The following is a 25,154-nucleotide window of genomic DNA, read 5'->3' on the forward strand; positions in this document are numbered from 1 at the left end:
ACTATGCCCAACCTTCACGACATAGAACGGCGTATCAGCTCCGTCTCCTCGACGAAGCAGATCACGCGCACCATGGAGATGGTGGCGGCTGCGAAGATCCGTCGCGCCGGAGAGCGCGTCGCGGCTTCCACGCCTTACGCTGACTCCATGGTCGAAATGTTGGCCAACGTTGCCAAGCGTGTAGGTGGCTCTGAAAACGCGCTGCTGCGCAAGCACGACGAGGTCAAGAACGTGCTCGTAGTGGTCGTCGTGTCCGACCGCGGTCTGGCCGGCGGCTTCAACAGCAATGTGCTGCGGCACGTCGATCGCCTCATGAAGGACAAGCAGGCGGCGGGCGCGACCGTCGAGGTCGTCGCCTGCGGCAAGAAGGCCGTCGGGTACTACACCTACCGCAAGGTGCAGCCGGTGCTTTCGTTCGCGGATCTGTCCGCCGATCCTACGGTGGAAGAGGCTGCTTCGGTTGCCACTTTCGCCATCGACGGCTACGTGAACGGTGACATCGACGAGGTTATCGTCGTGTACAACCACGCGAAGAACGCTGCCGAGCAGCAGCTTCGCCAGGAGCTCGTGCTGCCCGTCGACACGGAGAAGCTCAAGGCCGAACTGGCTGACGACGGCGTAGCGGCCGACAGTGAAGCGAAGCCCGAGGGCGACGTGATCTTCGAGCCGAGCGCCGAGGCCGTTCTCGACCAGCTTCTGCCGGCTTACGTGCGCACGACGCTCTACCATGCGCTTATCGACTCGGCTGCTGCCGAGCAGGGCGCGCGTCGCAACGCCATGATGTCGGCGACGGAAAACGCTACCGAAATGGTCGAAACGTTGACCAGACTGTATAACCGCGTACGCCAGGGCGCTATCACGACCGAGATTTCGGAAATCGTCGGTGGCGCAGCGGCTTTGGAGGATTAAATGGCTGAACACATGTTTACTAAGGAGGAGATCGAAGCCAGCAAAGGCGCTACCGGACGCATCGTGCGTATCGTCGGCCCTGTTGTTGACGTCGAATTTCCTCCCGATCAGCTGCCGGCGATTTACAACGCGCTGACGGTTGATGCGAAGACCCCGGCGGGCGAGATCCATCTCGTCCTCGAGGTCGAAACCCACCTGCCGGGCAACCTTGTCCGTTCGGTGGCTATGAGCTCGACGGACGGTCTTGTCCGCGGCGTCGAGGTGACCGATACGGGCCATCCGATCATGATGCCCGTCGGCCCCGAAACGCTTGGTCGCATTTGGAACGTCATGGGCGAGCCCGTCGACGAGAAGCCGATGCCCGAGGTGTCCGGCTACATGCCGATTCACCGTCCGGCTCCGGACTACGACGAGCTTTCCACGACGACCGAGATCTTCGAGACCGGCATCAAGGCCATCGACCTGGTCGAGCCCTTCGTCAAGGGCGGCAAGACGGGTCTGTTCGGCGGCGCTGGCGTCGGCAAGACCGTTATCATCCAGGAGCTCATCAACAACCTGGCCCAGGAGCACGGCGGCACGTCGGTCTTCACGGGCGTAGGCGAGCGTACTCGCGAGGGTACCGACCTGTACCTCGAGATGAGCGACTCGGGCGTTATCAACAAGACCTGCCTGGTGTACGGTCAGATGAACGAGCCCCCGGGAGCGCGTCTGCGCGTCGGTCTGGCCGGCCTGACCGAGGCCGAGTACTTCCGCGACCAGGGCCAGGACGTTCTGCTGTTCGTGGACAACATCTTCCGCTTTACGCAGGCCGGTTCCGAAGTGTCCGCACTTCTGGGCCGCATGCCGTCCGCCGTTGGTTACCAGCCCACGCTGGCTACCGAGATGGGCGACCTGCAGGAGCGCATCACGTCCACGTCCACCGGCTCCATCACGTCGGTGCAGGCCGTGTACGTGCCCGCTGACGACTTGACCGACCCCGCGCCGGCCACGACGTTCACGCACCTCGATGCCAAGACGGTTCTGTCCCGTTCGATCTCCGAGCTGGGCATCTACCCGGCTGTCGACCCGCTGGAGTCCACCTCCCGCGCGCTCGACCCGCAGATCGTCGGCGACGAGCACTACCGCGTAGCCGTCGGCATCCAGGAGCTGCTGCAGAACTACAAGGACCTGCAGGACATCATCGCCATCCTTGGTATGGACGAGCTGTCCGAGGACCAGAAGAAGATCGTGAACCGCGCTCGTAAGGCGCAGCAGTTCTTCGGTCAGTGCTTCCACGTGGCCGAGCAGTTCACGGGCCTGCCGGGCAAGTACGTCAAGCTTGAGGACACCATCCGCTCCTTCGCCGCCATTCTCGACGGCGAGTGCGACGAGATCCCCGAGCAGTGCTTCCGCATGAAGGGCTCCATCGAGGACGTGTACGCTGCGTACGAAGCGATGAAGAAGGACGCGTAAATGGCTGGATTCATGTGCGACATCGTGACGCCGGTGGCGAAGCTGGTCTCTGAAGAGGCCGAGTTCGTCGTCGTGCCCGGCGTCGAAGGCGAGATGGGCTTTCTGCGCGGACATGCGCCGCTCGTGTCGGTGCTCGCCGACGGCGTGGCGCGCGTGACGGGAGCCTCTGACAAAGAGGTTAGGCACTACGCGCTGCAGGGCGGCTACGTGGAGGTTACGGACGATAAGGTTATCGTCTTGGCTGACCGTGCGCTTCCTGTTGCCGAGATCGATGCCGCGCAGGTGCGCGAGCAGCTGGCAGCCATCGAGGCCGAGCTTGCGGGCTTGGCCGAGGGGGATGCCGCCAAAACGACGCTTCATGCCGACAAGGCGTGGTGCGACGTGCAGCTGAAAGCTGTCAGCTAGGTCGCTCAAGGCGAACCTGCGACGTGCGGCTTGAGGTCGCTTGGCAACGCAACGGCTGAAAGCCGCCATCGAAGCAAGACGCAAGCCCCCGATCCGTTAGGGTCGGGGGCTTTTGCATGCGGGGCGGGCCGTGCCCGTGCGATGCGAGGGCGCTCTTCGGCTTGCCCCTTGCGAAAATCCATGGTTTGTTCGAACATCTTTTCGCGCAATGCTGGTATCATGGCTACCAATAAATCCAGCGCATCCCTATCTGATTTGAGGCATAAGCTATGGCATTCGTCCACTTGCACAACCACACCGAATACTCGCTGCTTGACGGCGCGACGCATGTGAAGGACATGGTCAAACGCGCAGCTGAGCTGGGCATGCCTGCCGTGGCGATCTCCGACCACGGCGTGATGTCCGGCGTGCCCGAGCTGTGCGACGCGTGCGACGCGGTCGAGAAGGAAACGGGCATCCGCGTCAAGCCCATCTACGGCTGCGAGGTGTACTTCACAACCGACGAAGAGCTGCGCAAAGACGTCAAGCCGAAGCTCTACCACCTGCTGCTGCTGTCCAAGACCAACGAGGGCTACCACAACCTGCTTCGTCTGGTCAGCGAGTCGCACGTCGACAACTTCTACTACAAGCCGCGCACGACCTTCAGCATGTTGCAGAAGTACGGCAAGGGCATCATCGGCTCGTCCGCCTGTATCGCGGGCATCATCCCCAAGCTGCTCGACAACAACCAGTTCGACGAGGCGCTGGAGTGGGCGCACAAGCTGGCCAGCTGCTTCGATCCGGGCGACTTCTACATCGAGCTGCAGAACCAGGGCATCATGACCGACGCCGGCCTTACGCAGACGCAGCTCAACCATCAGCTGACGAAGCTGGCTCAGGCTGCGGGCCTCAAGACCATCGCCACGAACGACTTCCACTACTTGACGCGCGAGGACGCACGCGCGCAGGACATCATGCTGTGCATCGGCACGGGCAGCGCCATGAACGACGCGAACCGCATGCGCTTCGAGAACGATCAGTTCTACATGAAGACCGAAGAGGAAATGCGCGAAGCGCTCAAGGACTTCCCCGAGGCGTGCGACAACACGGTGGAGCTGGCGGCCAAGTGCGACGTGGTGCTCGAACGCGATTCGGTTCTGCCGCGCTTCCCGCTGCCCGAAGGGGAAACCGAGGACAGCTGGTTTCGCACGCGCGTCCAGGAAGGCCTGATCAAGCGCTACGGGGATCCGGTGCCGCAGGAGGCGCAAGAGCGCGCCGACTACGAGATGGGCATCATCATCCAGCAGGGATTCCCGGCGTACTTCCTGATCGTGCAGGAGTACATCGAGTGGGCTCGCAGCCAGGGCATCGGCGTTGGCCCGGGCCGTGGATCGGCCGCAGGTGCCATCGTGGCGTACGCCATGGGCATCACCGACTTGGACCCGCTTTCCAACGGCCTGCTGTTCGAGCGATTCCTTTCGCCCGAACGCGTGGAGATGCCCGATATCGACGTCGACTTCGAGGATGAACGTCGCCAAGAGGTCATCGAGCACATCAAGGAAGTGTACGGCGAGGATCACGTAGCCGGCGTTATCACCTTCGGCAAGCTGCAGGCGAAAAACGCCGTGCGCGACGCCGCGCGCGTGCTGGACTACCCGTACAGCACGGGCGACAAGATCACGAAGATGATCGGCGACGAGCTGGGCATCACCATCGACAAGGCGCTCGAGACGAACCCCGACCTCAAGAAGGCGTACGAGACCGAAGAGGACGTGAAGGCCGTTATCGACGCGGCCAAGTCCATCGAAGGCCACGTGCGCGGCGAGGGCGTGCACGCGTGCGCCACCATCATCTGCCGCGACCCCATGAGCGAGCACGTGCCCATGAAGCGCGATACCAAGGGCGGCGGCATCATCACGCAGTACGACGGTCATTACACGCCTGACCTGGGCTTGCTGAAGATGGACTTCTTGGGCCTGCGCACCCTGGGCGTGCTGTCGCGCGCGTGCCGCAACATCGAGGCGCGCTTTGGCACCAAGGTGATCCCCGAGGAGATTCCCATCGACGACGAGCGCGCGTTCGTGCTCATGCAGTCGGGCAACATGGACGGCTTGTTCCAGGTGGAGGGCGCGCTGTACGTGGGCTTGTTCGCGCGGCTCCCACCGAAGCGCTTCTCGGACATCGTCGCCTCGATCGCGCTCAACCGTCCGGGCCCGTTGGAATCCGGCATGGTGGACGACTACGTGAAGGTGGCAAGCGGCAAGACGCAGATTCACTACTACGACGAGCGTTTGCGCCCCATCTTGGAGGAAACGTACGGCACCATGGTCTACCAAGAGCAGATCATGCAGATCTCCATGGCCATGAGCGGCTTTTCCGCCGGTAAAGCCGACAAGCTGCGCAAGGCAATGGGCAAGAAGAAGCTCGACGTCATGCGCGGGTTGCAGGAAGACTGGAACAACGGCGCGGTGGAGAACGGCTACTCGCTTGAGATCGCCAAGCAGATCTGGGAAGACGCCGAGAAGTTCGCTAAGTACGCGTTCAATAAGTCGCACTCGGCCGCATACGCTATCTTGGTTATGCGTACCGCGTATTTGAAGGCGCACTATCCGAACGACTTCATGGCGGCCGTTCTGTCCAGCTACATGGGCAACACCGATCGCTTGATTCGCTATATCTCCAGCTGCAACCACAACGGCACGCCGGTGCTGCCTCCCGACATCAACTCGTCGAACGCCGAGTTCACGCCGGTTGAAGAGGGCATTCGCTTCGGCCTGGTCGGCGTGCGCGGCGTGGGGCGCAACGTTGCCGACGAGATCATCGCCGAGCGCGAGGCGAACGGCCCGTACACGTCGCTGCACGACTTCGTGAACCGTTTGGACGCGAAGTGCTACAACCGAAAGACGCTCGAAGCGCTCATCAAGGGCGGGGCGTTCGATTCGACGGGCTACACGCGCAAGCAGCTCATGTACTTCGTGGACGAGACGCCGCTTCTGGAAAGCGCGTCGAAGCGTCAGAAGGACCGCGAGCGCGGGCAGGTGTCGATGTTCGACCTGTTCGGCGACGACCCCGACTCGGGCTTCGAGGAAGAGGTTCCCGCTCCGGACGGAGTGGAGTGGCCGAAGCGCCAGCTGTTGACGTTCGAGAAGGAGATCATGAAGATCTACGTCTCGGACCATCCGCTGCGTCCGTACGAGAACTACATCGCCCGCATGACGAAGTTCCAGCTGGGCGATCTGGCCGAGCGCACGAAGGAGATCAAGTCGGCCGTGTTCATCGGCATGATCTCGTCCGTGGTGACGAAGCTGACGAAGCGCGGAACGAAGATGGCCACGTTCTCGTTGGAGGATACGACGGGCCATGTGGAGTGCATCTGCTTCAAGTACGACGAGAACGCCGAGGCGATTCAGGAAGACGCTATCGTCAAGGTAAAAGGCAAGTTCGAGCACAGCGACCGCGGCAACCAGATCATGGCGTTCGAGGTGGAGGCGCTGGAGCTGAGCGAGGACGACGCGCGTCCCTCGCACCTGGAACTGCGCGTGCCGATGGCCGACTTCGACCAGTCGAAGTCCTTGCGGTTGAACCGCATTTTGAAGTCGTATCCCGGTCGCGACGGCGTGGTGCTGTTCGTTCAGCAAAACGACGGGCACAAGTTCCGCGCCGAACTGCCCATAACCGTGGACTCGAACAGCCCCATTATGAAGTCGGAGCTGCAAGAGCTGTTCGGCGCGCAGGTGTGGAGGGCGTCGTAAGGCCGCAGAGCGCGTTGCCCAGTCGCTCGGCGGCCTTGGGTTCGCACGGACAGCCCGCTGGCCGTCCGGCTCGTGCGGAACTCGCTTGACGTGCAGCGTGCCCTGTGGGCCGACTGCGCGGCGGTGATTGACGATTTGGCAAGGGAGGGCGGTTGCGCTTGGTCGCGCGGCCGCCTTCGTTTATGATGGGTGCTATGAATACGACTACTTCTTTCCAACAATCTTGTTCTTCAGAGACCTGCGGTGTGCCCGGTGCGTTCGTGAAGCCCCAGCTCGACCATACGCTGGCGCTGACGCTGTCGTACAACGGCGCTCCGTTTTGCGGGTTTGCCCGCCAGCCGGGCAAACTGACGGTGCAGGGCAATCTGGAGGAGGCGTTGTGCCTGCTGTTCAGGCGCGACGTGGAAACCACCTGTGCGGGGCGCACCGACTCGGGCGTGCACGCGCTGGGCCAGGTGGTGAGCTTCGACGTGAGCGACGAGGATTTGAACGGGCGGTCGCTCTTCTCGCTGCGCCGGTCGCTGAACGCGCTTACGCACGACGGCATCACCGTGCGCGAGGTAGAGCCCAAAAAGCCCGGGTTCTCGGCTCGCTTCGACGCGCGAGCGCGCGAGTACCATTACCATCTGTGCGTGGACAGCACGGCCCCCATCTTCATGAAGGATTTCTCGTGGTTCGTGCCCGGCGGGTTGGACATGTCCGCCATGGAGGCGGGCGCTCGTCATTTGCTGGGGGAGCACGACTTCAAGAGCTTCTGCATGACGGCTTCCGCGGTGGACAAGCCGACGCATCGCAATGTTCGCGAAATCTCGTTTCACCCCGAAACGTTCATGGGCGAGAACATCATCACCATCAAGGTGGTGGGAAACGCGTTCCTCCATTCCATGGTGCGCACGATCGTGGGCACGCTGGTAACCGTGGGGCGCGGCCAGCGCGATGCCGATTGGGTGGGCGAGGTTCTAGCGGCGTGCGATCGGCGTGCGGCGGGGGAGAACGCCCCTGCTCAGGGCCTCGTGTTCTGGCGCGTTATCTACTAAGGAAGTACGGGAACCTTTCAGTCGCAAGGCGGTGCAGCATGTTCGAGAACAAGAAGCCCTCGCCCGCGGCGCGCGCTGCCGACGAGGGAAAGGCGCACCGGGCGGTCGATCCCGCTGCGCGGCACGATGCGTTCGCGCGGTTTCGCCGTCTGTACGAAAGCCGCGATGGCGGCCTGTGCGTGTTCGAGGACGAGCACGGCCATCTGGTGGCCGTCGATGCGTCCAAGCTGGTGTAAAACGTAAGGCCCGCCGGCTGTGCTCGGCGGGTCTTACGTTTTTTCGACTCGCTAGGCGGCGGGCTTGTCCGGGATGCTCCGATCCACGAAGTAGATCTTGTACCACATGAGGAACATGTAGACGATCCAGATCTTGCGGGAGCGGTCGGCTCCGGCCTTGTGCTCGTCGAGCAGCTTCACCAGTTCGTCGGTGTTGAAGAACGTGCTTGCAAGCTCGCCGGTGAACCATTCCTTGATCTGGTTGTAGTAGCGCTCCTGGCGCAGCCAGTTCACCACGGGCACGGGAAAGCCCAGCTTCTCCTTCTGCGCCCAGTCCTTCGGGATGGCGCGCTCGGACGCTTCGCGCAGCGTGAGCTTCGTTTGCTCGCCGTTTGCTTTCAGGCGCGTGGGAATGGTGCGCGATACGTCGAACACCTGCGTGTCCAGGAAGGGCACGCGGCTTTCCAGCGAATGCGCCATCGACATCTTGTCCGTTTTCAGCAAGATGTCGCCTACCAGCCAAAAGTGCAGGTCAACGTATTGCATACGCGTAGTCTCGTCAAGGTTTTCGACCTCGGCGTACACCGGGGCGGTCAGCTTCTGCGGCGAGCACGCTTGCACGGGCCGGCGCAGAAGGCGCTCGCGCTCCTCGGGGCTGAAGGCCACACCGTTCGCGTTGGTGTAGTACCAGTCCTCGACGGTCTCGCTTGCGCGCTCCAGGTAGTTCGCGCCGCGGACGCCCAGCGCCCGTGCAGCTTTCGACGCGCCGCGCAGCAGGCCCTTCGGCGCCCAGGACAGCTTCGCGTTGGCGAACGGGGTCTGGTAGATGCGGTACCCGCCGAAGAACTCGTCGGCTCCTTCGCCCGACAGCACGGCCTTCACCTTTTTAGCGGCCTCTTGATCGACGAAGTAGAGCGCCACGGCGCTCGGATCGGCCGAAGGCTCGTCCATGTGCCATTGCACGCGCGGAAGGCTTGCCCAGTACTCCTCCTCGGAGATGTGCTTCGAGTTGTTCTCGATCTTGAGCTCGTCGGCCAGCTCGCGAGCCCAGGTGATCTCGTCGCGCTCGCCCTCGTATTCGGCGAAGCCCACGGTGAACGTTTTGATGTCCGGGTTTTCCTTGGCCAGGCACGCGGCCATGTAGCTGGAATCGATGCCGGAGGACAGGAACGATCCCACCTCCACGTCCGCCACGTTGTGGTAGCGCACCGACTCGCGCATGGCGGCGTCGATGGCGTCCACGGTGTCCTGGCGGCTGCGGTTCTCGTCGAATTCGTAGGTGGGCCGCCAGTAGCGGCGCATGGCGATGGAGCCGTCCGCGCGCACGGTCATGCAGTGCGCGGGCGGAAGCTTGAAGATTCCCTTGAAGAACGTCTCGTCCAGAGCCGAGAACTGGAAGCACAGGTACTGCTCAAGCGCCTCCTCGTTGAGCTCGCGCTGGTAAGCGGGATGCTCGAGGATACATTTGATCTCGGACGCGAAGACGAACCGGCCTTCTTGTACGGTGTAGTAAAGCGGCTTGATGCCGAAGAAATCGCGCGCGCAGAACAGCTCGCGCGTCGTGCGGTTCCAAATGGCGAACGCGAACATGCCGCGCAGGCGGTCGAGTACGCTTTCGCCCCAGGCGAGGTAGCCGGTGAGCAGCACCTCGGTGTCGGAGTTCGTCTTGAACGTCCAGCCTTCGGATTCCAGCTCGGCGCGCAGGTCGCGGTAGTTGTAGATCTCGCCGTTGAACACGATGGCGAAGTCGCCCTTCGCCGCGGCGGCTTCGGGCCCGGCGATGGGGGATCCGTCGCTTGCAAGGGCGGGGGACGTGACGGCGGCGTCATGCTCGGCGGTGGCGCGCACCATGGGCTGGTTGCCCCCCGCAAGGTCGATGAGGGACAAGCGCCGATGCCCGAGCGCGATGCCCTGGTCGAGGTACTGGCCCTCGCCGTCGGGACCGCGATGCGCCATGACGTTGCACATGGCTTTCAGGATGGGCGCGTCAGCCTCGTTCGCCCCGGTGAACCCGCAGATTCCGCACATAGTGAATGCTCCTTCGTTTCGGTACCCGACCATGATAGAGGAAAGCCGGCGTTGTCCCAAGCGCCAGGCGTCCATCACGCCAAAACCGCAGATTTGCCGCGGTGTTCGGGCGCGCCCGGCAAGCAGGCGCTGGCTTGGGAGCGCCGTGGACGGCAGCCGGCTCCGGTCGGGTGCGTTCGGTTCGGATGCGCTATCATGGTGGCCACGTGAAAAGATGGGACGGGCTGCCGATGGTGACGATGGATGGACGGGCAACGGCGAAGGCGACGGAGCATGCCGCACCGCCTGCTCGCGCGCGTATTCTGAACTGCGCGGTGAGGGAGTTTTTGGACAAAGGGTTCGCCGAGGCGTCGCTTCGCTCGATCGCTGCTGCGGCGAGCGTGACCACGGGCGCCATCTACGGGCACTTTTCCAGCAAAGAGGCGTTGTTCGACGCGCTGGTTGGACCTGCGGGAAACGAGCTGTATCGGCGCTACGCAACCATGCAGGAGCAGTTTTACACCTTGCCCGAAGACCGCCAGACCCTTCAAGGCATGCAGGGGTTCGAGCAGGTCCTGATCCATGACATGCTGGACTACGTGTACGATCATCAAGATGAGTTCGTGCTGATTCTGACAAAAGCGGCGGGTACGGCATGGGAGGGATATCTTGACAGGTTCGTCGAGCTTGAGCGGGAGAGCACCCATCGCTACGTTCGCATGATGCGCGCACGTGGGAAGACCATCGCGGACATCGAGCCTGCTACGGCGCGCATTCTGGCAAGCATGTTCTTCCGGGGCTATTTCGAACCGCTTGTCGGCGGCATGAAGCGCGACGAAGCGCATGCCTTCATCGCGTCGCTCGAGCGGTTTTTCCACGCGGGCTACGTCGAGCTCATTGCGACGCGCGAACTTGGGTAGAGGGTTGGCTCCAGATCCAGAAAAGACGAAAGCCCGCAAGAGGGGGGACCTTGCGGGCTTCGCTGCGATGGCTGGCCAGACGAGAGAAAACCACCATCGCTCGGTAAAGCAAAGAGGAGAAGTCGTCAAAGGGAGCGTCGATGCTTTTTCGGGAATCAGGAAAGGCATCACCTTCATTTGACATTTGTTAGTTTAGGCTAACTTTTAGGAAAAGTCGAGCGGCGGCTTTCAATAGGCGAGGGATTCACCGTTTCTTCACAAGTGCGCTGCGCGCGAAAGGAAGCGGGGATGGACGGCGGGCTTTCTGCTGCGGCGTGCATGCTGGCCGGGGCGCCCGCAAAACGAGCGAGGGTCGAAGATCGGACGGAACGAAGAGGCTCAAATTCTAGTAGCGTTGCCATATAACAGTGTTATACTCCTGAAAGTAAACCATAGATAACTTTTAGGAAAGGGGCTGTGTATGGACGTTGGGAACGAGGCCGCAGCGGGCGGTGCGGTTTCGACCGAGCATCATGCCTCGAAGGCGTCGAGCGAGCGCAAGGGCGGCCTGCAGGGGTCGAACCCGATTTCCCTGCTGCTTGACTGGGCTGGCGGCGTGAATCGAGCGCGCTTTGCGCTATCGGTGGTGTTGGCGGTAGTGGGCGTGGCCGGTAGCATCGTGCCGTACTACGCTGCCGGCCAGATGATCGTGGGCGTGCTGGGCGGCGTGCGCGAGTTCGGCTTCTACCTTGGCTGGTGCGGCGTGGCCGCCGCGGGCTATGCGCTGCATATCGTGTTCCACTACGCCTCGACCACGGTGTCGCACGTTTCGGCGTTCTCTACCATCTCGATGATTCGTCGTCGGATAGCCGATAAGCTGACGCGCGTGCCGTTGGGCTACGTGTTGGACACTCCTTCGGGCAAGCTCAAGAACATCATGGTGGAGAAAACCGACAGCATAGAGCCCACGCTTGCCCATCTTGTCCCGGAGATGACGTCGAACCTGCTTGTTCCGTTGGCGGTGGTCGTGTTCATGTTCGTGCTCGATTGGCGCATGGCGCTTGTGGCGCTGATTACGCTGCCGGTCGGGCTTGTGGGATACCTGGGCATGATGAAGGATTATGCCGTGTGGTACAACAAAACGGTCAAGGCGGGGGAGGATATGAACTCGGCATCGGTCGAGTACGTTAACGGCATCGAGGTGATCAAGGCTTTCGGGCAATCGGCCAGCTCGTACGAGAAGTTCTCCCAGGCGGTGGACCGCTACTCTCGCTCGTTCATCGATTGGATGAGCCACGTGCAGGTATTCCAAGACCTGGGCCTTTCCATTTGGCCGGCCACGCTGGTGACGGTTCTGCCGGTGGGTTGCCTGTTCGTTATGCAGGGCACGCTCGATCCGGCGACGTTCGTCGTGCTGGCGGTGCTGTCGCTGTCCATTTTCCCGCCTTTGTACGCGGCCATGAACTTCATCGATACGCTTGCGCAAATCGGCACCGTGGTCGAACAGATTTCCTCGGTTGTCTACCAGCCCGAACAGCGTCGTCGCGACACGCCCGCACGTGTGGAGGGCTCCCGTATCGAGCTTGACGACGTGCGGTTCTCCTACGGTCGCGAAGAGGTGATACGCGGAGCGAGCCTGGTTATCGAACCGGCGCAGGTGACGGCGCTCGTTGGGCCGTCGGGTTCGGGGAAGTCGACGCTCGCGCGCCTGATTGCGGGCTTTTGGGATGCGGGCGAAGGACGGGTTGCAATAGGCGGCGCGCGGATCAACGACATGACGGCTTCCCAGTTGAGCGGGTGCGTTTCGTTTGTCGAGCAGGACAGCTACCTGTTCGACGATACGGTCATGAACAACATTCGCAGGGGACGGCCGGGCGCGACCGATGCGGACGTGGTGGCCGTGGCGAAAGCGAGCGGATGCCACGAGTTCATCGAAGGCCTTGAGAACGGCTACGAAACCGTGGTCGGCGGTGCGGGCGGTCACTTGTCGGGCGGCGAACGCCAGCGCATCGCCATTGCGCGTGCGATGCTCAAGGATGCGCCGGTGGTCATTCTCGATGAAGCGACGGCGTATACAGATCCCGAAAACGAAGCCGTCATCGAGCAAGCGGTAGGCCAGCTTGTGGCGGGCAAGACTCTCGTTGTTGTGGCGCACCGGCTTTCGACTATCGTCGACGCCGACAAAATCGTGGTGGTAAACGATGGGCGCATCGAGGCCGAGGGAACGCATGCCCAGCTCATGGAATCATGTGCGCTGTACGCCGGCATGTACAACGCGCATATCGACGCCAAAGACGCAACGCTTGCCGAGTCGGACAAGGGAGATCAGCATGTTGTCAACGTTTAAGAAGTACTTCGCCTTCGGGGGCAGCTACGTTGCCTACCTGAAGCGCGGAATGGTGTGGTCGGTGCTCAACTCGTTCTTCGAAGCATGGCAGATGATGGCGCTTGCCGTGGTGCTGCTCGCGTTGGCGGACGGAGCCGTGACGGAGTCCACGCTGTGGACGTCGCTGCTCATCATGCTGGGGAGCATCGTCGGATGCTTCGTCACGATGCATTTCAAGAGCAGGAATTTCTGCAAGGGGAACTTCTCCATGACGGGCGAGAAGCGTACGCAGATCGGCGATCGCATGCGCTACCTTCCCATGGGCTACTTCAACGAGAACAGCCTGGGCGACATCGCGTCGACCATGACCAACACGCTCGACGACGTGCAGAACGCGGGCGGCCAGGTGTACATGAACGTCATTTCGGGATTTGTGTTCTCGGCGATCGTCGCGGTGATGCTGGTGTTCTTCGATTGGCGCCTTGGGCTGGTGGTCGTGGCCACGATTGCTGTTTTTCTGCTGGTCAACGCCTGGATGCAGCGCGCGGCGCGCAACGTGTCCGGCCGACGCGTGGCGGCTCAGAGCGCTATCGTGGGCGCTGTTTTGGAATACGTTCAGGGAATGAGCGTGGTGCGCGCGTTTTCGCTGACGGGGGACGCGGAGCGGCGCCTTGACGCGGCTATCTCCGAATGCGAGCGCATGAACGTGGCGATAGAGCTGCGCTTCATGGGGTTCGCCATTTTGCAGGCGCTGGTAACGAAGACGTCAAGCGTGGCGATGTGCCTGGCATCCGCGTGGTTCTGGATTCAGGGGACCATGGATGCAGGCGTGTGCCTGGTGGCCATCGTCGCGTCGTTCATGGTGTACGGGAAGCTGGAAGCCTCGGGCTTGTTCGCCAGCCTGCTGCGCCAGATCGACATTTGCATGGACAAGGTGAACGACATGATAGCCACGCCGGCCATGAGCGAAGGCGCGGGCGTCTCGTGCGCGCGCAACCTTGACATCGAGGTGCAGGACGTTTCGTTCGGGTACGGCGATCGTACGGTGATCGACCGGGTCTCCCTGGCCATTCCTCAGAACACCACGTGCGCCATCGTGGGGCCGTCGGGGTCGGGCAAGACCACGCTCACCCAGTTGATCGCACGATTCTGGGATGTTGACCAGGGGCGCATCACGCTTGGCGGCACCGATGTGCGCGATTGGAAGGTGGACGACCTGCTTGCCAATTTCTCGATGGTGTTTCAGGGCGTGTACCTGTTCGACGATACCGTCGAGAACAATATCAGGTTCGGTCGCCCGAACGCTTCGCGCGCGGAGGTCGAGGAGGCTGCTCGGAAAGCATGCTGCCACGAGTTCATCGAGAGGCTGCCCCAGGGGTACGAGACGCGTTTGGGGGAGGGCGGCGCTACCGTGTCGGGCGGCGAGCGGCAGCGCATCTCCATTGCGCGCGCCATCTTGAAGGACGCTCCCATTGTCATCTTGGACGAGGCTACGGCCAACGTGGACCCGGAGAACGAGCGCGACTTGCAACGGGCGGTGGAAGCGCTCACGCGCAACAGGACCGTTATCATGATCGCCCACCGGTTGAAGACCGTTCGCAATGCCGATCAAATCATCGTGCTTGACCGGGGACGTGTTGCGCAGCGCGGTACGCACGACGAGCTGATTCGCCAGCGGGGCATCTACGCCGACTTCGTGGGCATGCGCGAGAAGGCGATCGGCTGGAAGCTGGGCGGCGCGTCGAGCGGCGTGCCTGCGACTGCTTCGGGCTCGTAGCGCACGGCAGGAGGCGGTCGGCCGTGCTCGCTACCGAATACGGGCTTGTGCGCGAAGACGGCGCAGCGGACGCCCGCGCGAAGACGCTGTCTTCGCAATTTGCTCGAAGCGCGGTGGACGTTGTCGTGCCTTTAGCCCCCGACCTAGGGTCGGGTTACTATCGGCGTCTATCCCCGTGCTCGGGGATAGACGTGTACGTGGGCGATGTGACGTTTCGCGAAGACGTCGCCTTGGTTGAGCGCGCAGTGCGCGAGACGTTCTCGCTCACCTTCTGTCTTTCGGGCGAGCTCGAGTGGCGGAAGGTGGGCGAGCGCGGCGGGGTGCGACTCGAGCGCGGCGATTGCTGCGTGTACCGCAACGGCGCATTCGCGTTCGAGAACCGCTACGAGGCGAGCAGGCGTTCGTTCGGCATGGGGATAGACCTGCATCCCGGTCGATTCGGGTCGGTGATGCGCCGTCTTGCGGACAGAGGCTTCGTCGCCGATTGTCGAGAACCGTCTTCTTGCGTGAAGAAGGTTCGGCCTTCGCGTTCGATCGAGCCTCTCGTGCACGATCTTCTGAGCTGTTCGTACTCCCATGATCTGAAGGCGCTGTATCTTGAGGGGAAGGTGCTCGAGATCGTTTCGGCGCTTCTGAGCGAGGTTGTGCCCGAAGCAGGATCGGACGGCGGTGCGTGCAGGCCGGCGTTGGCCGAGGTCGACGCTTTGGAGCGCGTGCGCCGCGCGTTGGACGAGCGGTGCTTCGAGCATGTTTCCGTTGCCGAGTTGGCCAAGCTGTCGCTCATGAGCGAATCACGGCTTCGCAGCGAGTTCAAGTTGCGTTACGGGACGTCCGTCCATCAGTACCTGCTGGACCGGCGCATGGTTCGAGCGTGCGAACTGCTTGAACGCGGTTACCGGGTCAAGGACTCCGCCGCGATGGCGGGATACAGCAACATCAGCCACTTCGGCGACCAGTTCAAGCGAAGGTGCGGCATGACACCGGGCGAGTACGCTCGGCGCTTCCGGGAATAACCTGTCGTTTCAAGCGTTTCGGAGTACGGAAAAAGCGTTTTCGGGGAGAAACGAGGAGGCCCTTTCGTTATTGTTAGTTTTAGTTAACTAACAAGCGGCACGTCCGCGTATCGACGATGGGAGAATGCGATGGAGAGCGCGACGCAGGAAAAGAAAAAACTTGGAATCAAGGACTTCGCCCTCATGGGCATTTTCGGGGCGGTCATGTTCGCCCTGGCCATGGTTCTTATGATGGTGACCGGCGTGACCCCTGTCGTGTACTTGTTCTACCCGGCCGTGTTCGCGTTCGCAAGCGGCCCGCTTTTCATGCTTGTCGCGGTGAAGGTGCGCACGTTCGGGGCGTTTCTCGTTCCGTCGGCGGTCATGGGGGTTCTCCTGGGACTCATGGGGGCTCAGACGCTGCTGATTACCGTGATCGTATTCGGCCTGATTGCCGAGGCCATAACCAATTCCGGCTCGTATCGCGACTTCAAGCGCATAGCGATTGCGTACGTCGTGCTCATGCTGGGATTCTACGCAGGGGACATCGCTCCTATCTATGTATTCACCGATTGGTACATCCAGCAGGCGACCGGCGGAGCTGCCGGCGTTGACATGACGTACCTCAACGAACTGATCGGTACCGCGAAAAGCTGGTTGGGAATCGCGTCGGTCATCGCTTGCGTCGTTGGCGCTGCGGCGGGAGTGGTTGTCGGGCGCAAGATACTGAGGAAGCACTTCGTAAAGGCCGGCTTGGTGTAGCCGCTCGTCCAAAAGGGCGATTGCGGAATCCCGAAGATAGGAGCGTTTGGTGGATCAGTCTTTCGTCTTGGCGAGCCCCGCCTGCATCAGGTACATCGATCCGCGCGTGAAGCTCGTGCACGTTGCGATTGCCGGTGTTTTGCTGTTCGTGGTGCGGTCTACCGGGGGAATCTTGCTCAGCGATGCGTTCATGGTCGTCGCGCTGCTGTTCTTCGGATTGTACGGCTGCGCCGCGAGGCTGATTGCCGTTACGGGCGCGTTGCTGGCGACTTCGCTTCTGCTTGCGAGCGTTCCCGGTGCGGTTGCGGCTGCGGCGGGCATGTCCGTTTTCATATTCTTCAAGTTCACGCCCCTTGCCGGCGTGTACTTCATGATGACGAAAAGCGTCAGCCCGAGCGAATTGGCGAACGCGCTCGAACGGCTCAGGCTGCCGCGCGCCCTTACCATCACGCTTGCCGTGACGCTTCGCTTCCTTCCCACGATCGGGCAGGAAGTGGGGGCCATGCGCGACTCCATGAGGATACGCAACATTCCCTTGACGGTTCTCAACGTGCTCAAAGCTCCCTTGACCATGATGGAGTTCGTTATGGTTCCTCTTATGATGCGGTTCGTCAAGGTTGCCGAGGAGCTTGCTGCCGCGGCTTGCGTACGCGGTATCGAACGTCCGGGCGTCAGGGGATCCCTGCTTGAGATGCGGCTGCGTTTCAGGGATTTCGCGTACCTTGGTGCGGTGGTGGGTTGCGCTGCGTTTCTAGCATGCTTCGAAAGCAGGATGATTTCATGAACATCGTTGAAATGGAGCACGTGAGCTTTTCCTATCAAGGTGCGCAGGGCGCAGCCTTGCACGATGTTGCCCTATCGGTTCGCGAAGGCGAGTTCGTGCTGGCCACCGGACGCAGCGGATGCGGAAAAACCACGCTTACGCGGCTGATGAACGGCTTGATCCCTCATTTCTTCCCGGGCAACCTGTCGGGCAAGGTGTTGGTGGGGGGAAGGGACGTACGCCAGCTTGCCACGTACGAATTGGCCGCCACGGTAGGGTCGGTGTTCCAGGATCCTCGATCGCAGTTCTTTACGACGAACACGGTGTCCGAGGTGGCGTTTGGCTGCGAGAACCTGGGCTTACCTTCCGACAGGATCGCATCGCAGGTCGAGGGTGCCTTCGCCGATTTCGCCATCGAGCATTTGAGGAACCGGAGCATCTTCGATCTTTCAAGCGGCGAGAAGCAGAAGGTGGCGCTTGCGTCTACGTACGCAATGGAGCCCAACCTGTTCGTCCTTGACGAGCCGTCCGCCAATCTTGACGTTCGGGCTACGCTCATGTTGGCCGACGTTTTGGCGGAACTGAAGAGGCGCGGGCGCACCGTCGTGGTGTCTGAGCATCGCCTGTACTACCTTATGGAGCTTGCCGATCGAGTGGTGTTCATGGAGGATGGGAGGATCGTGGACCAATGGACGCCCTCCCGGGCTCGTTCCCTTTCGCGGGACGAGCTGATGCGTCGTGGGCTTCGATTGTTCGATCTTGACGATGTGGCGCCTGCGCGCGCTGATTCGGCAGCGGCGGACGGCAGGGCGGGGCGTGCGGCGGGCGATGACGGCGCCGCGCCTGCATCTGCGGATCGGCGGGTGCAGGCGGATGTGCCCGTGTCGCCGCTTTTGCACGTGCGCGACGTGCGGCTGTCTTTTGGCGAGCGCGCTGTGTTGTGCGGCGTGGAATTCGATGCAGGAGGGCATGCGGGCGCCCGCTGCGCGCAGCGGGCGGAGGTTATCGGCATAACCGGGCCCAACGGGGCGGGAAAGACCACGCTCGCGCGTTGCCTTTGCGGTCTTTCGCGCCGCTGCCGCGGAACTGTAGAGCTTGACGGGCGTATGCTTCGTCGCCGGGCGCGCTCCCGCTCGATGTACTTCGTCATGCAAGATGCGGATTACCAACTGTTCACCGAAAGCGTCGAGGACGAGTTGCGCCTTGGCAACGAGGACGACGGGACCCTTGACGAACGGGTGCGCGACGTGCTTGAGCGGTTGGGGATGGCGTCGCTGCGAGGCGTTCATCCGATGGCGCTTTCGGGCGGGCAGAAGCAGCGCGTGACCATTGCATCCGCCGCTGTGAGCCCCGCGCGCGTTCTGCTTTTCGACGAACCGACAAGCGGGCTTGACGGCCACAGCATGCGCAGCGTGTGCGATATCGTGCGCGACCTTGCTTCTCGGGGGCGGCTCGTGTTCGTAATCTCCCATGATCTCGAGTTTTTGGCGGGAGCGTGCGATCGGATCATCCACGTGCGCGACGGGGAAGTGACTGACGACTTTCTTCTGGTTGGACAAAACGTCGCTCGACTTCGGTCGTTGCTGTTTCGCGGCGCCTCTGCTTGATCGGGCGCGGAAGATTCGGCGCGTCGTGCGACGAGCACCGAGTTTTGCTGCGGCCGATAGTGATAGAGATGACTTGCGCGCAAAAACCTGCCCTCGCTGGCAGGTTTTTGCGTTTAGGGGTCGTTGAGTCGGGCGTTGTTTCGGGCGTCGCTTCGCTTGCTTTTCGTTTTGCCTGGTCACGAAGCTGGGCTGCTGCGCCGTGCGTTTGCGAGTGCTCGCTCGGTTGGATCAAACGACCCCAAACCGTCAAAACCTGCCAGCGAGGGCGGTTTTTCGCGCGCAAGTCCTGTTCGCGCGGGGAAGGGGCACCCGTTCGCGCTTCGAACCCCTTGTTGCTCGGCTGCGATTCGGCATGTTTCGAAAATAGTAACCTTTAGCTAACAATTGAGGTATGATGGAGCATGGACATGATGAACGGATGGGGGGCGAGGCAAGCTGAACGTGTGGTGAAGGAGGGCGAAAGATGGCGGATCCGATTGACGTGCGACCTTTGAGCGAGTCTCCCGTGTTTGCCGGCATACCGCTGGAAGAGCGTGCGTCTTTGATTGCGGATGCGAAGGGCATGCTGCGCCGGTACCCTGGCGGCAGTTTGGTGCGCCGAGCGGGCGACGGGCTTGATTTCTACCCGGTGGTCGTGTCCGGCCGCGTGCAAGCTTCTTTGCCGCAGGGCGGGCTGGACCGCATCGTGTCCCTATTCGGCCCAGGCGATTCGTTCGCCGAGGCCGTCGCCTCGTCTTTGCGGCGCTGTCCCGTTGACATTCGCGCGCTTGAGGACACGGTGCTGCTGTGCATTCCCGCTGCCGGGCTTCGTGCCTGCTCCCATGCGTGGGCATCGACTTTGCATGGAAACCTCATGAGCGAGATGTCGAAGAAGGTGCTGGTCCTCAGTCGCAGCCTTGCGGTCTTGAGCGAGCCGCGCCTGTCCGATCGCGTTCTGGCGTATCTGGACACGCTGCCGCGCAATGCGGACGGGAGCGTGACCGTTCCGTTCGGGCGCAGGGAATGGGCGGCGTGCCTGCGCGTGGCGGACAAGTCGCTGATCCGCGAGCTCAAGGTCATGCAGGATGACGGCGTCATCGAGGTGGACGGCCGCACGGTTCGCGTGCTGCGGCAAGCTCGCTAGAGGGGGCGCCGGCCCCAGCTCGTCGGCTGCAAATCGCCTTTCCCATTCTTGGCGGGCATACCTTCTCAAAAAAAGTTATACAAAGGTAACATAGATCACTGACAAGGGGATTTCGCACTGCGTATACTGCGCTCATGCGGATTGCCGAATGCCTGCCAACAACAGGTGGGCGAGGGTTGACGTGCTGCGCCGAGGGATGGTTCCGGTCGGGCGGTGCGATGGAGCTGCAGGGCGAGACCTTGCAGCTTTTAAAATACCCTGAAGTTAGCCTTGGCTAATTAAATACGGCAACCGCGCATGAAGGTCCCCCGTGGAGCGGGCGGAGCGCATGCCGCCCGCTTGCGAACGCGAAGCGATAGAGCCAGTTCAGTGAAAGGATAGGCAACATGACCGAGATACGCGAAGGCATGCAGGATGCGTCCTTGTCACGCCGCGACTTCCTCAAGGCGGCAGCAGGCGCCGTCGTTGTCGCAGCGGCGGCGGGCGTGGCGCTGCCGGACATCAACGCGAGCAAGGCGTTTGCGGCAAGCGCGGCGCCGCTGTCGGGCGCTTATGCGGCACCGGGCACTTACACGGTGACGGCGAACTTGTACGTGGACAAGCGCGATTCGCCTATCGGCAAGAACGCGTACGTCACGAATCCGGGAAACCCGCCCTTCAACAAGCCCACTTCGCCCGTTGCGAACAATGCGACGCTCGTGGTGGCCGAGGGCGGTGCGAAGCTCTTGACCGTACCCATTGTGAACAGCTCGTTCGGCGTATTGGAGATCGCCTCGGCCTCGCAAGACGGCCTGGTGCGCATCACCGAGAAGAAGATGGGGAAGTGGGTCATGCCGAACTTCCTGTGGTCTTCTCCTTACGACGAGCGTGTTGTCTCGCTGACGTTCGACGTGACGAACTTCGCCGGCGGCTCGGCGGTCGCGACGTTCGGCCCTTCGGCTGAGTACGCATCGTTTCCCCTGTACAAGGGACGCAAGACTTGGGATCTGCATCTTGTTGCCGATTTGGGCGCTGCGTAACGTTCCCTATGCGCTGAAGCCGGCTGCTGCATCTGCGGCAGCCGGCTTTTCGAGGTTCCGTGACAGGTGCGCTTGGCGCTGGAGGCGCTGCGCGAACGGCCTGCATCGCGGTTGATCGCACGTTGCATGAAACAGAAACGAGGAATGAAACCATGAAGAACAAGGTGAACAGAGCAAGCGATTCGCTTGCGGGCACCGTTCTTGCCGTGCTCTTGGTCGCTGCGTTGGTTCTGTCGCAGACGCCGGCCGGTTTTGCGTACGCATCTGCGCTCGGGCTGGCGGACGCGCCGGCGCATGCGCAAGGCGCAGAGGCTGCCGACGCTGCCGAAGGCGGCGCCCTTGGCGGCGAGGTCGAAGACGCGGCTGCGGCGCCGCTTGCGGAGCGCAGCGGGGAAGCGGACGATGCGGCGCGCAGGTCGCTCGACCGGGTTGACTCGCCGGACGGGAGCGCATCTGCGAAGGAGGCTACGTCTTCTTCTGAAGAGCGCGCACCGGACGCCGTCGAAAAGCCGGCATCGACAAACGCGGAAGGCGAATCCCGGGAAGGGGGTGCGGGCCTTGCCGTCGTCGAAGGCAGTGCTTCCGGCGAGCAGGCGGGGCCGCAAGGCGAAGGCTCCGAACCGTCGCGGGCCGCGCTTGGCAGCGCGCAAGGCGAAGGCTACGTTGCCCCTCAGGGCGCGAGCAGCGCCGAGCTTGCCGCGGGAACCTATACGGTTTCCGCCAACGTGTCCATGATGACGCCGATGGGCATTCGCGGGTATGCGACCAATCCCGCGAACCCTGAAGGAATCGGCGGCCAGATGGGCGTTCCTGCTGCGGCCGTGACGAACGGCAGCACGTTGGTCGTGGCGGCCGACGGAACTAGAACGCTCACGTTTACGCTGATCAACCCCGTGTTCACGGTGCAAGCCGCAGGGTCTTCCCCCAGTGCTTCCGTGGTGGAGGCCACGCGGGTTCCCATCGAGCTGAAAAGCGACGACAGCCAGTACAACGACGATCTGGCCAGCGCCGGCATCACGTCGCGCATTTCCACGGTTACGGTGGAGCTGAAGGACTGGAGCGGAACGTACACGCTCCAGGGCTGCACGGAGTACGCCACCACGTTGAGAAAGTCGTTCAACATCGACCTGGACTTGACGGTTGATCTTGCCAACGCCGTGCGCGTTGTCGAGGGAGATTTCTCGAAGACGTTCGTTGACGACGAGGCGCGCGTGTCGGTGACGGTAAACGTGGAGGAGGGTTCGTCGGCGTTCGAATCGATCCAGTCCGCCGAGCTTTCGGCGCAGCTCGTCGAAGATGAAGGACGCCGCTCGGCGGTGAAGCCCGCGCTCGGTCGGCAGTATCAGAAGGCTCCCGACTTCAGCTTGCTGGACGTGCGCCTGATTTCGGGCGGCGCGGATATTGCGGTTGACGACAAGGTGAAGTTCTCCGTTTCGCTGCCGGGCGAAAGCGGTTCCGAGGTGTTCTTGCACAAGGGCGCATCCCTGACTGCTCTTCCGGCTGCGCAGGCGGACGGCTCCCTGACGTTCGACAGCGCGCGGCTGGGATCGTTCGTGGTGACTTCGGCTCCAGGAGAGGCGAACGTTCGGTGGCTTCGGTCGTACACGTACGCCGACGGTGCTTCGGGCACGTCGGCAACGTGGGTGACCAACGGCTACAACGAAGCCGTGAACAACGACGCGTTGGATATGGACAAAGAAGAAGTCTTGTCGAATTTGTACGAAAGGTTGTACTTGCCCTTCGTGGGCGCCGTGGGCGCTCGCGCGCATGACGGAGCCGCGGTCGATCAGGCGTTGGAGCTGGTGAAAGAGTCGTCCGGCTTCAGCGATCCCGCCATCGAGGGTCTGTACGCGATGGGACTCCATGTCGACATGACCTCTTTGGGAAGCAACCGAGTGCCCCTGGCGGCCGGGTTCGTGTCGACGGCCGGCAACGGCAACTGCGGCTTGAGCGGCACGCTTCCGGTAAGCGGCAAGAACGTGGCGATCTATCTGGTGGAAGGAACGGCGGACAAGCTGACCAGCGCGACCAAGGTCGACGCGGCTATCGGCGGCGGCACGGCGTTCTTCGACATCCTTCCCGTTGACGGCAACGCCGTTGCGAACCTTGACGGGCTGGACGGCAGGTTGCTCAACGGCGCGTACCTTCTGAACGGGCACAAGGACTGGATGAACTCGGAAAACGTGGCGTACTACGTGGCGGTGGCCGAGGCTCCTGCGAAGATCGAGAAGCCGACCCCTGCCCAGGGCCTGGTGTACAACGGGCAGGAGCAAACAGGCGTCGCTCCGGGCGAAGGCTATCGCGTTTCCCTGACAGGTTCGGCCGTTGATGCCGGCTCCTATACCGCGCTGGTCACGCTCGAGGACGGCTATACGTGGGCGGACGGGTCGAAGGGCGCTGCGACGCTTGCATGGACCATCGGGAAAGCGCAGCTGACCGCCGCGTACCGCAGTGAAACGGTCGCTGCGAACGAGGCTCCGCGACTGTCCGTGGACGTGTCCGGGTTCGTGAACGGGGAGACGGCGGCCTCGGCGAAGGGCTTCGCCGCGCCGACGGTTTCCGCCCCGGCGTCTTTGGAAGCGGGTGTAGCGTACAACCTGACGCCTGTGGGCGGCGCGGCTGCGAACTACGCGTTTTCCTACCGCAGCGGCGTGCTGACGGTTGCCGAAGCGCAGGCTCCGGCGCTTGCGCCCGGCACGTACGCAGTGACGGCGAACCTGTTCGTTCCCTCGTCTGAAAACGACATTTTGCATCTGACGGCCTACATGACCAATCCCAAGAACCCAATGGAGCCCGAGGGAAGCCCGAACTTCGGGATTCCCACCGACCCGATGTCCGACAACGCGAAGCTCGTGGTCAAGGAGGACGGTACGAAGCTACTCGAACTGGAGCTGCCGAATCCGGCGTTCACCCTGATCGATTTCGGAACGCCGGCGAGCGGCGCGCAGGTGCTCGGCATCGAGCGCGACGGCAAGCCGTACGGCGCCAACGCACAGGGCCGCATCGTCAAAGCCGTTGTCAAGCTGGACGGCAACGATCCCGTCTTGACGTTTCCCGGGAGCCACGTGTATGCAGCTCCCTTGCGTCTGGATAAAACGTGGGGCCTGTCGCTGGCCGTGGACTACGCCAGCGCCGTGAAGCTGTCCGACAGCACCGACCTGGCCGTTCCGGGCGACAACGGAGGCTCTGCAGGAGGCGGTTCCGGCGGGGCGGGCTCTGGTGGGGAATCCTCTGGCAATGGCGGCGGATCCGCAAGCGCGGGCGGCTCCGGCAGCGCGAGCAGCGGCTCGGGCAACGCCGCCAGCGGCGGGGACGTTCGGCGCGGCACGCTGGCCGCCGGCACCTACACGGTGTCCGCCAATATCTGGCTGAGCAGGCAAGACACGGGGCTTCCGTTGAATCCGCATCTGACCAGCGGGGATTTCCCGCCCATGAACCCGGTGGCGCGCAACGCCGTCCTGACCGTCGATGCTGCCGGGCGCGCTGCGGTGCAGGTTCCCATCGTCATTCAGTCGAGGATCATGACGGTGAACGCCATCAGCGGCTTGCGTATCGTGGACTCCAGCTCGAACGGCGGCGGCCTGTCTTCGATCACGGTCGACCTGGGCGTGCTGGAAGACGCCGCTTCGGTGGTCTCGCGATCGTGCACGGTGGACGTTACCATCGGGGATATGGCCATGGCTATCGGCGGATCCATCTTCGGCGGCGAGCGCAACCATACGTATCCGGCTACGTTCCAAATGAACCTCTCCGGCGTGCCCGCTTCGGGCGGCGGCTCGATTCCCGCTGCGGCCCTGGCCGTGATGAACGGCTCGGCGTCGGGCGATGCGGCGGCCAATGCCGAAAAGGCTACCGCCGAAGCTCTGGCTGCGGCCGAGGACAAGGCTGCGCGCGCCAAGGCCAAGGGCGTTGCGACGAAGTCGAACCCGGCGCAAGCCGAATCCGACAGCGCTTCGACTGGCGATCCGGCTCTTGTGATCGGTTTGGGCGCGCTGGCCACGTTGGCCGTGGCCGGAGCGGCGGCGGGCACGTTCGCCTACCGCAGGAAGCGCGTGCCTTCGAAGGCTAAGGCCCGCTTCTAGCGTGCACGACTGAATGCGAGCCCGTCCGCCAGTCGCGTCGTGCGGACG

Annotated in this window: 17 protein-coding genes; 16 read left to right on the forward strand and 1 reads right to left on the reverse strand. The window is 62.6% G+C overall.

Annotation, left to right across the window (positions count from 1 at the left end; all coding sequences use genetic code 11):
- Positions 1-3: 3 nt before the first annotated feature.
- The 6 genes from atpG (at position 4) to LQE90_RS04770 (ending at position 7,770) form a co-directional block, all read left to right on the forward strand.
- A complete protein-coding gene (gene atpG / locus LQE90_RS04745; protein ID WP_114566801.1) occupies positions 4-909 on the forward strand; it encodes an ATP synthase F1 subunit gamma in 906 nt (301 codons plus the stop codon).
- Entirely contained in the window at positions 910-2,361 is a 1,452-nt protein-coding gene (gene atpD, locus LQE90_RS04750) for a F0F1 ATP synthase subunit beta (protein ID WP_114566802.1), read from the forward strand.
- Positions 2,362-2,766 carry an ATP synthase F1 subunit epsilon gene (gene atpC, locus LQE90_RS04755; protein ID WP_114566803.1) on the forward strand — a complete coding sequence of 135 codons (405 nt, stop codon included), beginning with the start codon at positions 2,362-2,364 and terminating at the stop codon, positions 2,764-2,766.
- Positions 2,767-3,035: 269 nt separating this feature from the next.
- The gene (gene dnaE, locus LQE90_RS04760) at positions 3,036-6,497 is read left to right on the forward strand and encodes a DNA polymerase III subunit alpha (protein WP_114566804.1); all 3,462 of its coding nucleotides are present in this window, start codon (positions 3,036-3,038) and stop codon (positions 6,495-6,497) included.
- A 245-nt stretch (positions 6,498-6,742) separates the two neighbouring features.
- The gene (gene truA, locus LQE90_RS04765; protein WP_231088205.1) at positions 6,743-7,534 is read left to right on the forward strand and encodes a tRNA pseudouridine(38-40) synthase TruA; all 792 of its coding nucleotides are present in this window, start codon (positions 6,743-6,745) and stop codon (positions 7,532-7,534) included.
- 38 nt (positions 7,535-7,572) lie between these two features.
- Positions 7,573-7,770 (forward strand): hypothetical protein, encoded by a 198-nt coding sequence (locus tag LQE90_RS04770; protein WP_216528880.1) that lies wholly within the window; start codon positions 7,573-7,575, stop codon positions 7,768-7,770.
- A gap of 51 nt (positions 7,771-7,821) precedes the next feature.
- Here LQE90_RS04770 and asnB read toward each other — a convergent pair whose 3' ends face one another.
- Positions 7,822-9,777 carry an asparagine synthase (glutamine-hydrolyzing) gene (asnB, locus tag LQE90_RS04775; protein ID WP_216528879.1) on the reverse strand — a complete coding sequence of 652 codons (1,956 nt, stop codon included), beginning with the start codon at positions 9,775-9,777 and terminating at the stop codon, positions 7,822-7,824.
- Between the two features lie 206 nt (positions 9,778-9,983).
- On the opposite strand from asnB, the gene LQE90_RS12390 reads away from it, so the two are divergent.
- The 10 genes from LQE90_RS12390 (at position 9,984) to LQE90_RS04825 (ending at position 25,106) form a co-directional block, all read left to right on the forward strand.
- Complete coding sequence (locus LQE90_RS12390) at positions 9,984-10,676, forward strand: TetR/AcrR family transcriptional regulator (protein ID WP_305072021.1); 693 nt, start codon at positions 9,984-9,986, stop codon at positions 10,674-10,676.
- Between the two features lie 460 nt (positions 10,677-11,136).
- Positions 11,137-13,002, forward strand: a complete 1,866-nt coding sequence (locus tag LQE90_RS04785) for an ABC transporter ATP-binding protein (RefSeq protein ID WP_114566808.1) — start codon at positions 11,137-11,139, stop codon at positions 13,000-13,002.
- Positions 12,986-14,758 carry an ABC transporter ATP-binding protein gene (locus LQE90_RS04790; RefSeq protein WP_216528878.1) on the forward strand — a complete coding sequence of 591 codons (1,773 nt, stop codon included), beginning with the start codon at positions 12,986-12,988 and terminating at the stop codon, positions 14,756-14,758. The genes LQE90_RS04785 and LQE90_RS04790 overlap by 17 nt, the downstream gene beginning before the upstream one ends.
- A 23-nt stretch (positions 14,759-14,781) precedes the next feature.
- Positions 14,782-15,771, forward strand: a complete 990-nt coding sequence (locus LQE90_RS12505) for a helix-turn-helix domain-containing protein (RefSeq protein WP_216528877.1) — start codon at positions 14,782-14,784, stop codon at positions 15,769-15,771.
- 129 nt (positions 15,772-15,900) lie between these two features.
- Positions 15,901-16,512, forward strand: a complete 612-nt coding sequence (locus LQE90_RS04800) for an MptD family putative ECF transporter S component (protein WP_216528876.1) — start codon at positions 15,901-15,903, stop codon at positions 16,510-16,512.
- 49 nt (positions 16,513-16,561) lie between these two features.
- Entirely contained in the window at positions 16,562-17,296 is a 735-nt protein-coding gene (locus LQE90_RS04805; RefSeq protein WP_216528875.1) for an energy-coupling factor transporter transmembrane component T, read from the forward strand.
- A complete protein-coding gene (locus LQE90_RS04810; protein ID WP_216528874.1) occupies positions 17,293-18,882 on the forward strand; it encodes an ABC transporter ATP-binding protein in 1,590 nt (529 codons plus the stop codon). The genes LQE90_RS04805 and LQE90_RS04810 overlap by 4 nt, the downstream gene beginning before the upstream one ends.
- Positions 18,883-19,345: 463 nt before the next feature.
- Positions 19,346-20,005 (forward strand): Crp/Fnr family transcriptional regulator, encoded by a 660-nt coding sequence (locus tag LQE90_RS04815; RefSeq protein ID WP_216528873.1) that lies wholly within the window; start codon positions 19,346-19,348, stop codon positions 20,003-20,005.
- A 386-nt stretch (positions 20,006-20,391) separates the two neighbouring features.
- Positions 20,392-21,024, forward strand: coding sequence for a ubiquinol-cytochrome c reductase iron-sulfur subunit N-terminal domain-containing protein (locus LQE90_RS04820; RefSeq protein WP_216528872.1), 633 nt, complete (start codon positions 20,392-20,394; stop codon positions 21,022-21,024).
- A gap of 152 nt (positions 21,025-21,176) precedes the next feature.
- Positions 21,177-25,106 carry an MBG domain-containing protein gene (locus LQE90_RS04825; protein WP_216528871.1) on the forward strand — a complete coding sequence of 1,310 codons (3,930 nt, stop codon included), beginning with the start codon at positions 21,177-21,179 and terminating at the stop codon, positions 25,104-25,106.
- Positions 25,107-25,154 lie beyond the last annotated feature (48 nt).

This window comes from Paraeggerthella hominis, from assembly GCF_021044775.1.
Lineage (GTDB): Bacteria > Actinomycetota > Coriobacteriia > Coriobacteriales > Eggerthellaceae > Paraeggerthella > Paraeggerthella hominis.

Bases quoted from the DNA above. Each gene is read 5' to 3' on its own strand.
- atpG (WP_114566801.1), top strand. From the start codon at position 4: ATGCCCAACCTTCACGACATAGAACGGCGTATCAGCTCCGTCTCCTCG.
- atpD (WP_114566802.1), top strand. From the start codon at position 910: ATGGCTGAACACATGTTTACTAAGGAGGAGATCGAAGCCAGCAAAGGC.
- atpC (WP_114566803.1), top strand. From the start codon at position 2,362: ATGGCTGGATTCATGTGCGACATCGTGACGCCGGTGGCGAAGCTGGTC.
- dnaE (WP_114566804.1), top strand. From the start codon at position 3,036: ATGGCATTCGTCCACTTGCACAACCACACCGAATACTCGCTGCTTGAC.
- LQE90_RS04770 (WP_216528880.1), top strand. From the start codon at position 7,573: ATGTTCGAGAACAAGAAGCCCTCGCCCGCGGCGCGCGCTGCCGACGAG.
- asnB (WP_216528879.1), bottom strand. From the start codon at position 9,777: ATGTGCGGAATCTGCGGGTTCACCGGGGCGAACGAGGCTGACGCGCCC.
- LQE90_RS04785 (WP_114566808.1), top strand. From the start codon at position 11,137: ATGGACGTTGGGAACGAGGCCGCAGCGGGCGGTGCGGTTTCGACCGAG.
- LQE90_RS04790 (WP_216528878.1), top strand. From the start codon at position 12,986: ATGTTGTCAACGTTTAAGAAGTACTTCGCCTTCGGGGGCAGCTACGTT.
- LQE90_RS04800 (WP_216528876.1), top strand. From the start codon at position 15,901: ATGGAGAGCGCGACGCAGGAAAAGAAAAAACTTGGAATCAAGGACTTC.
- LQE90_RS04810 (WP_216528874.1), top strand. From the start codon at position 17,293: ATGAACATCGTTGAAATGGAGCACGTGAGCTTTTCCTATCAAGGTGCG.
- LQE90_RS04815 (WP_216528873.1), top strand. From the start codon at position 19,346: ATGGCGGATCCGATTGACGTGCGACCTTTGAGCGAGTCTCCCGTGTTT.
- LQE90_RS04820 (WP_216528872.1), top strand. From the start codon at position 20,392: ATGACCGAGATACGCGAAGGCATGCAGGATGCGTCCTTGTCACGCCGC.
- LQE90_RS04825 (WP_216528871.1), top strand. From the start codon at position 21,177: ATGAAGAACAAGGTGAACAGAGCAAGCGATTCGCTTGCGGGCACCGTT.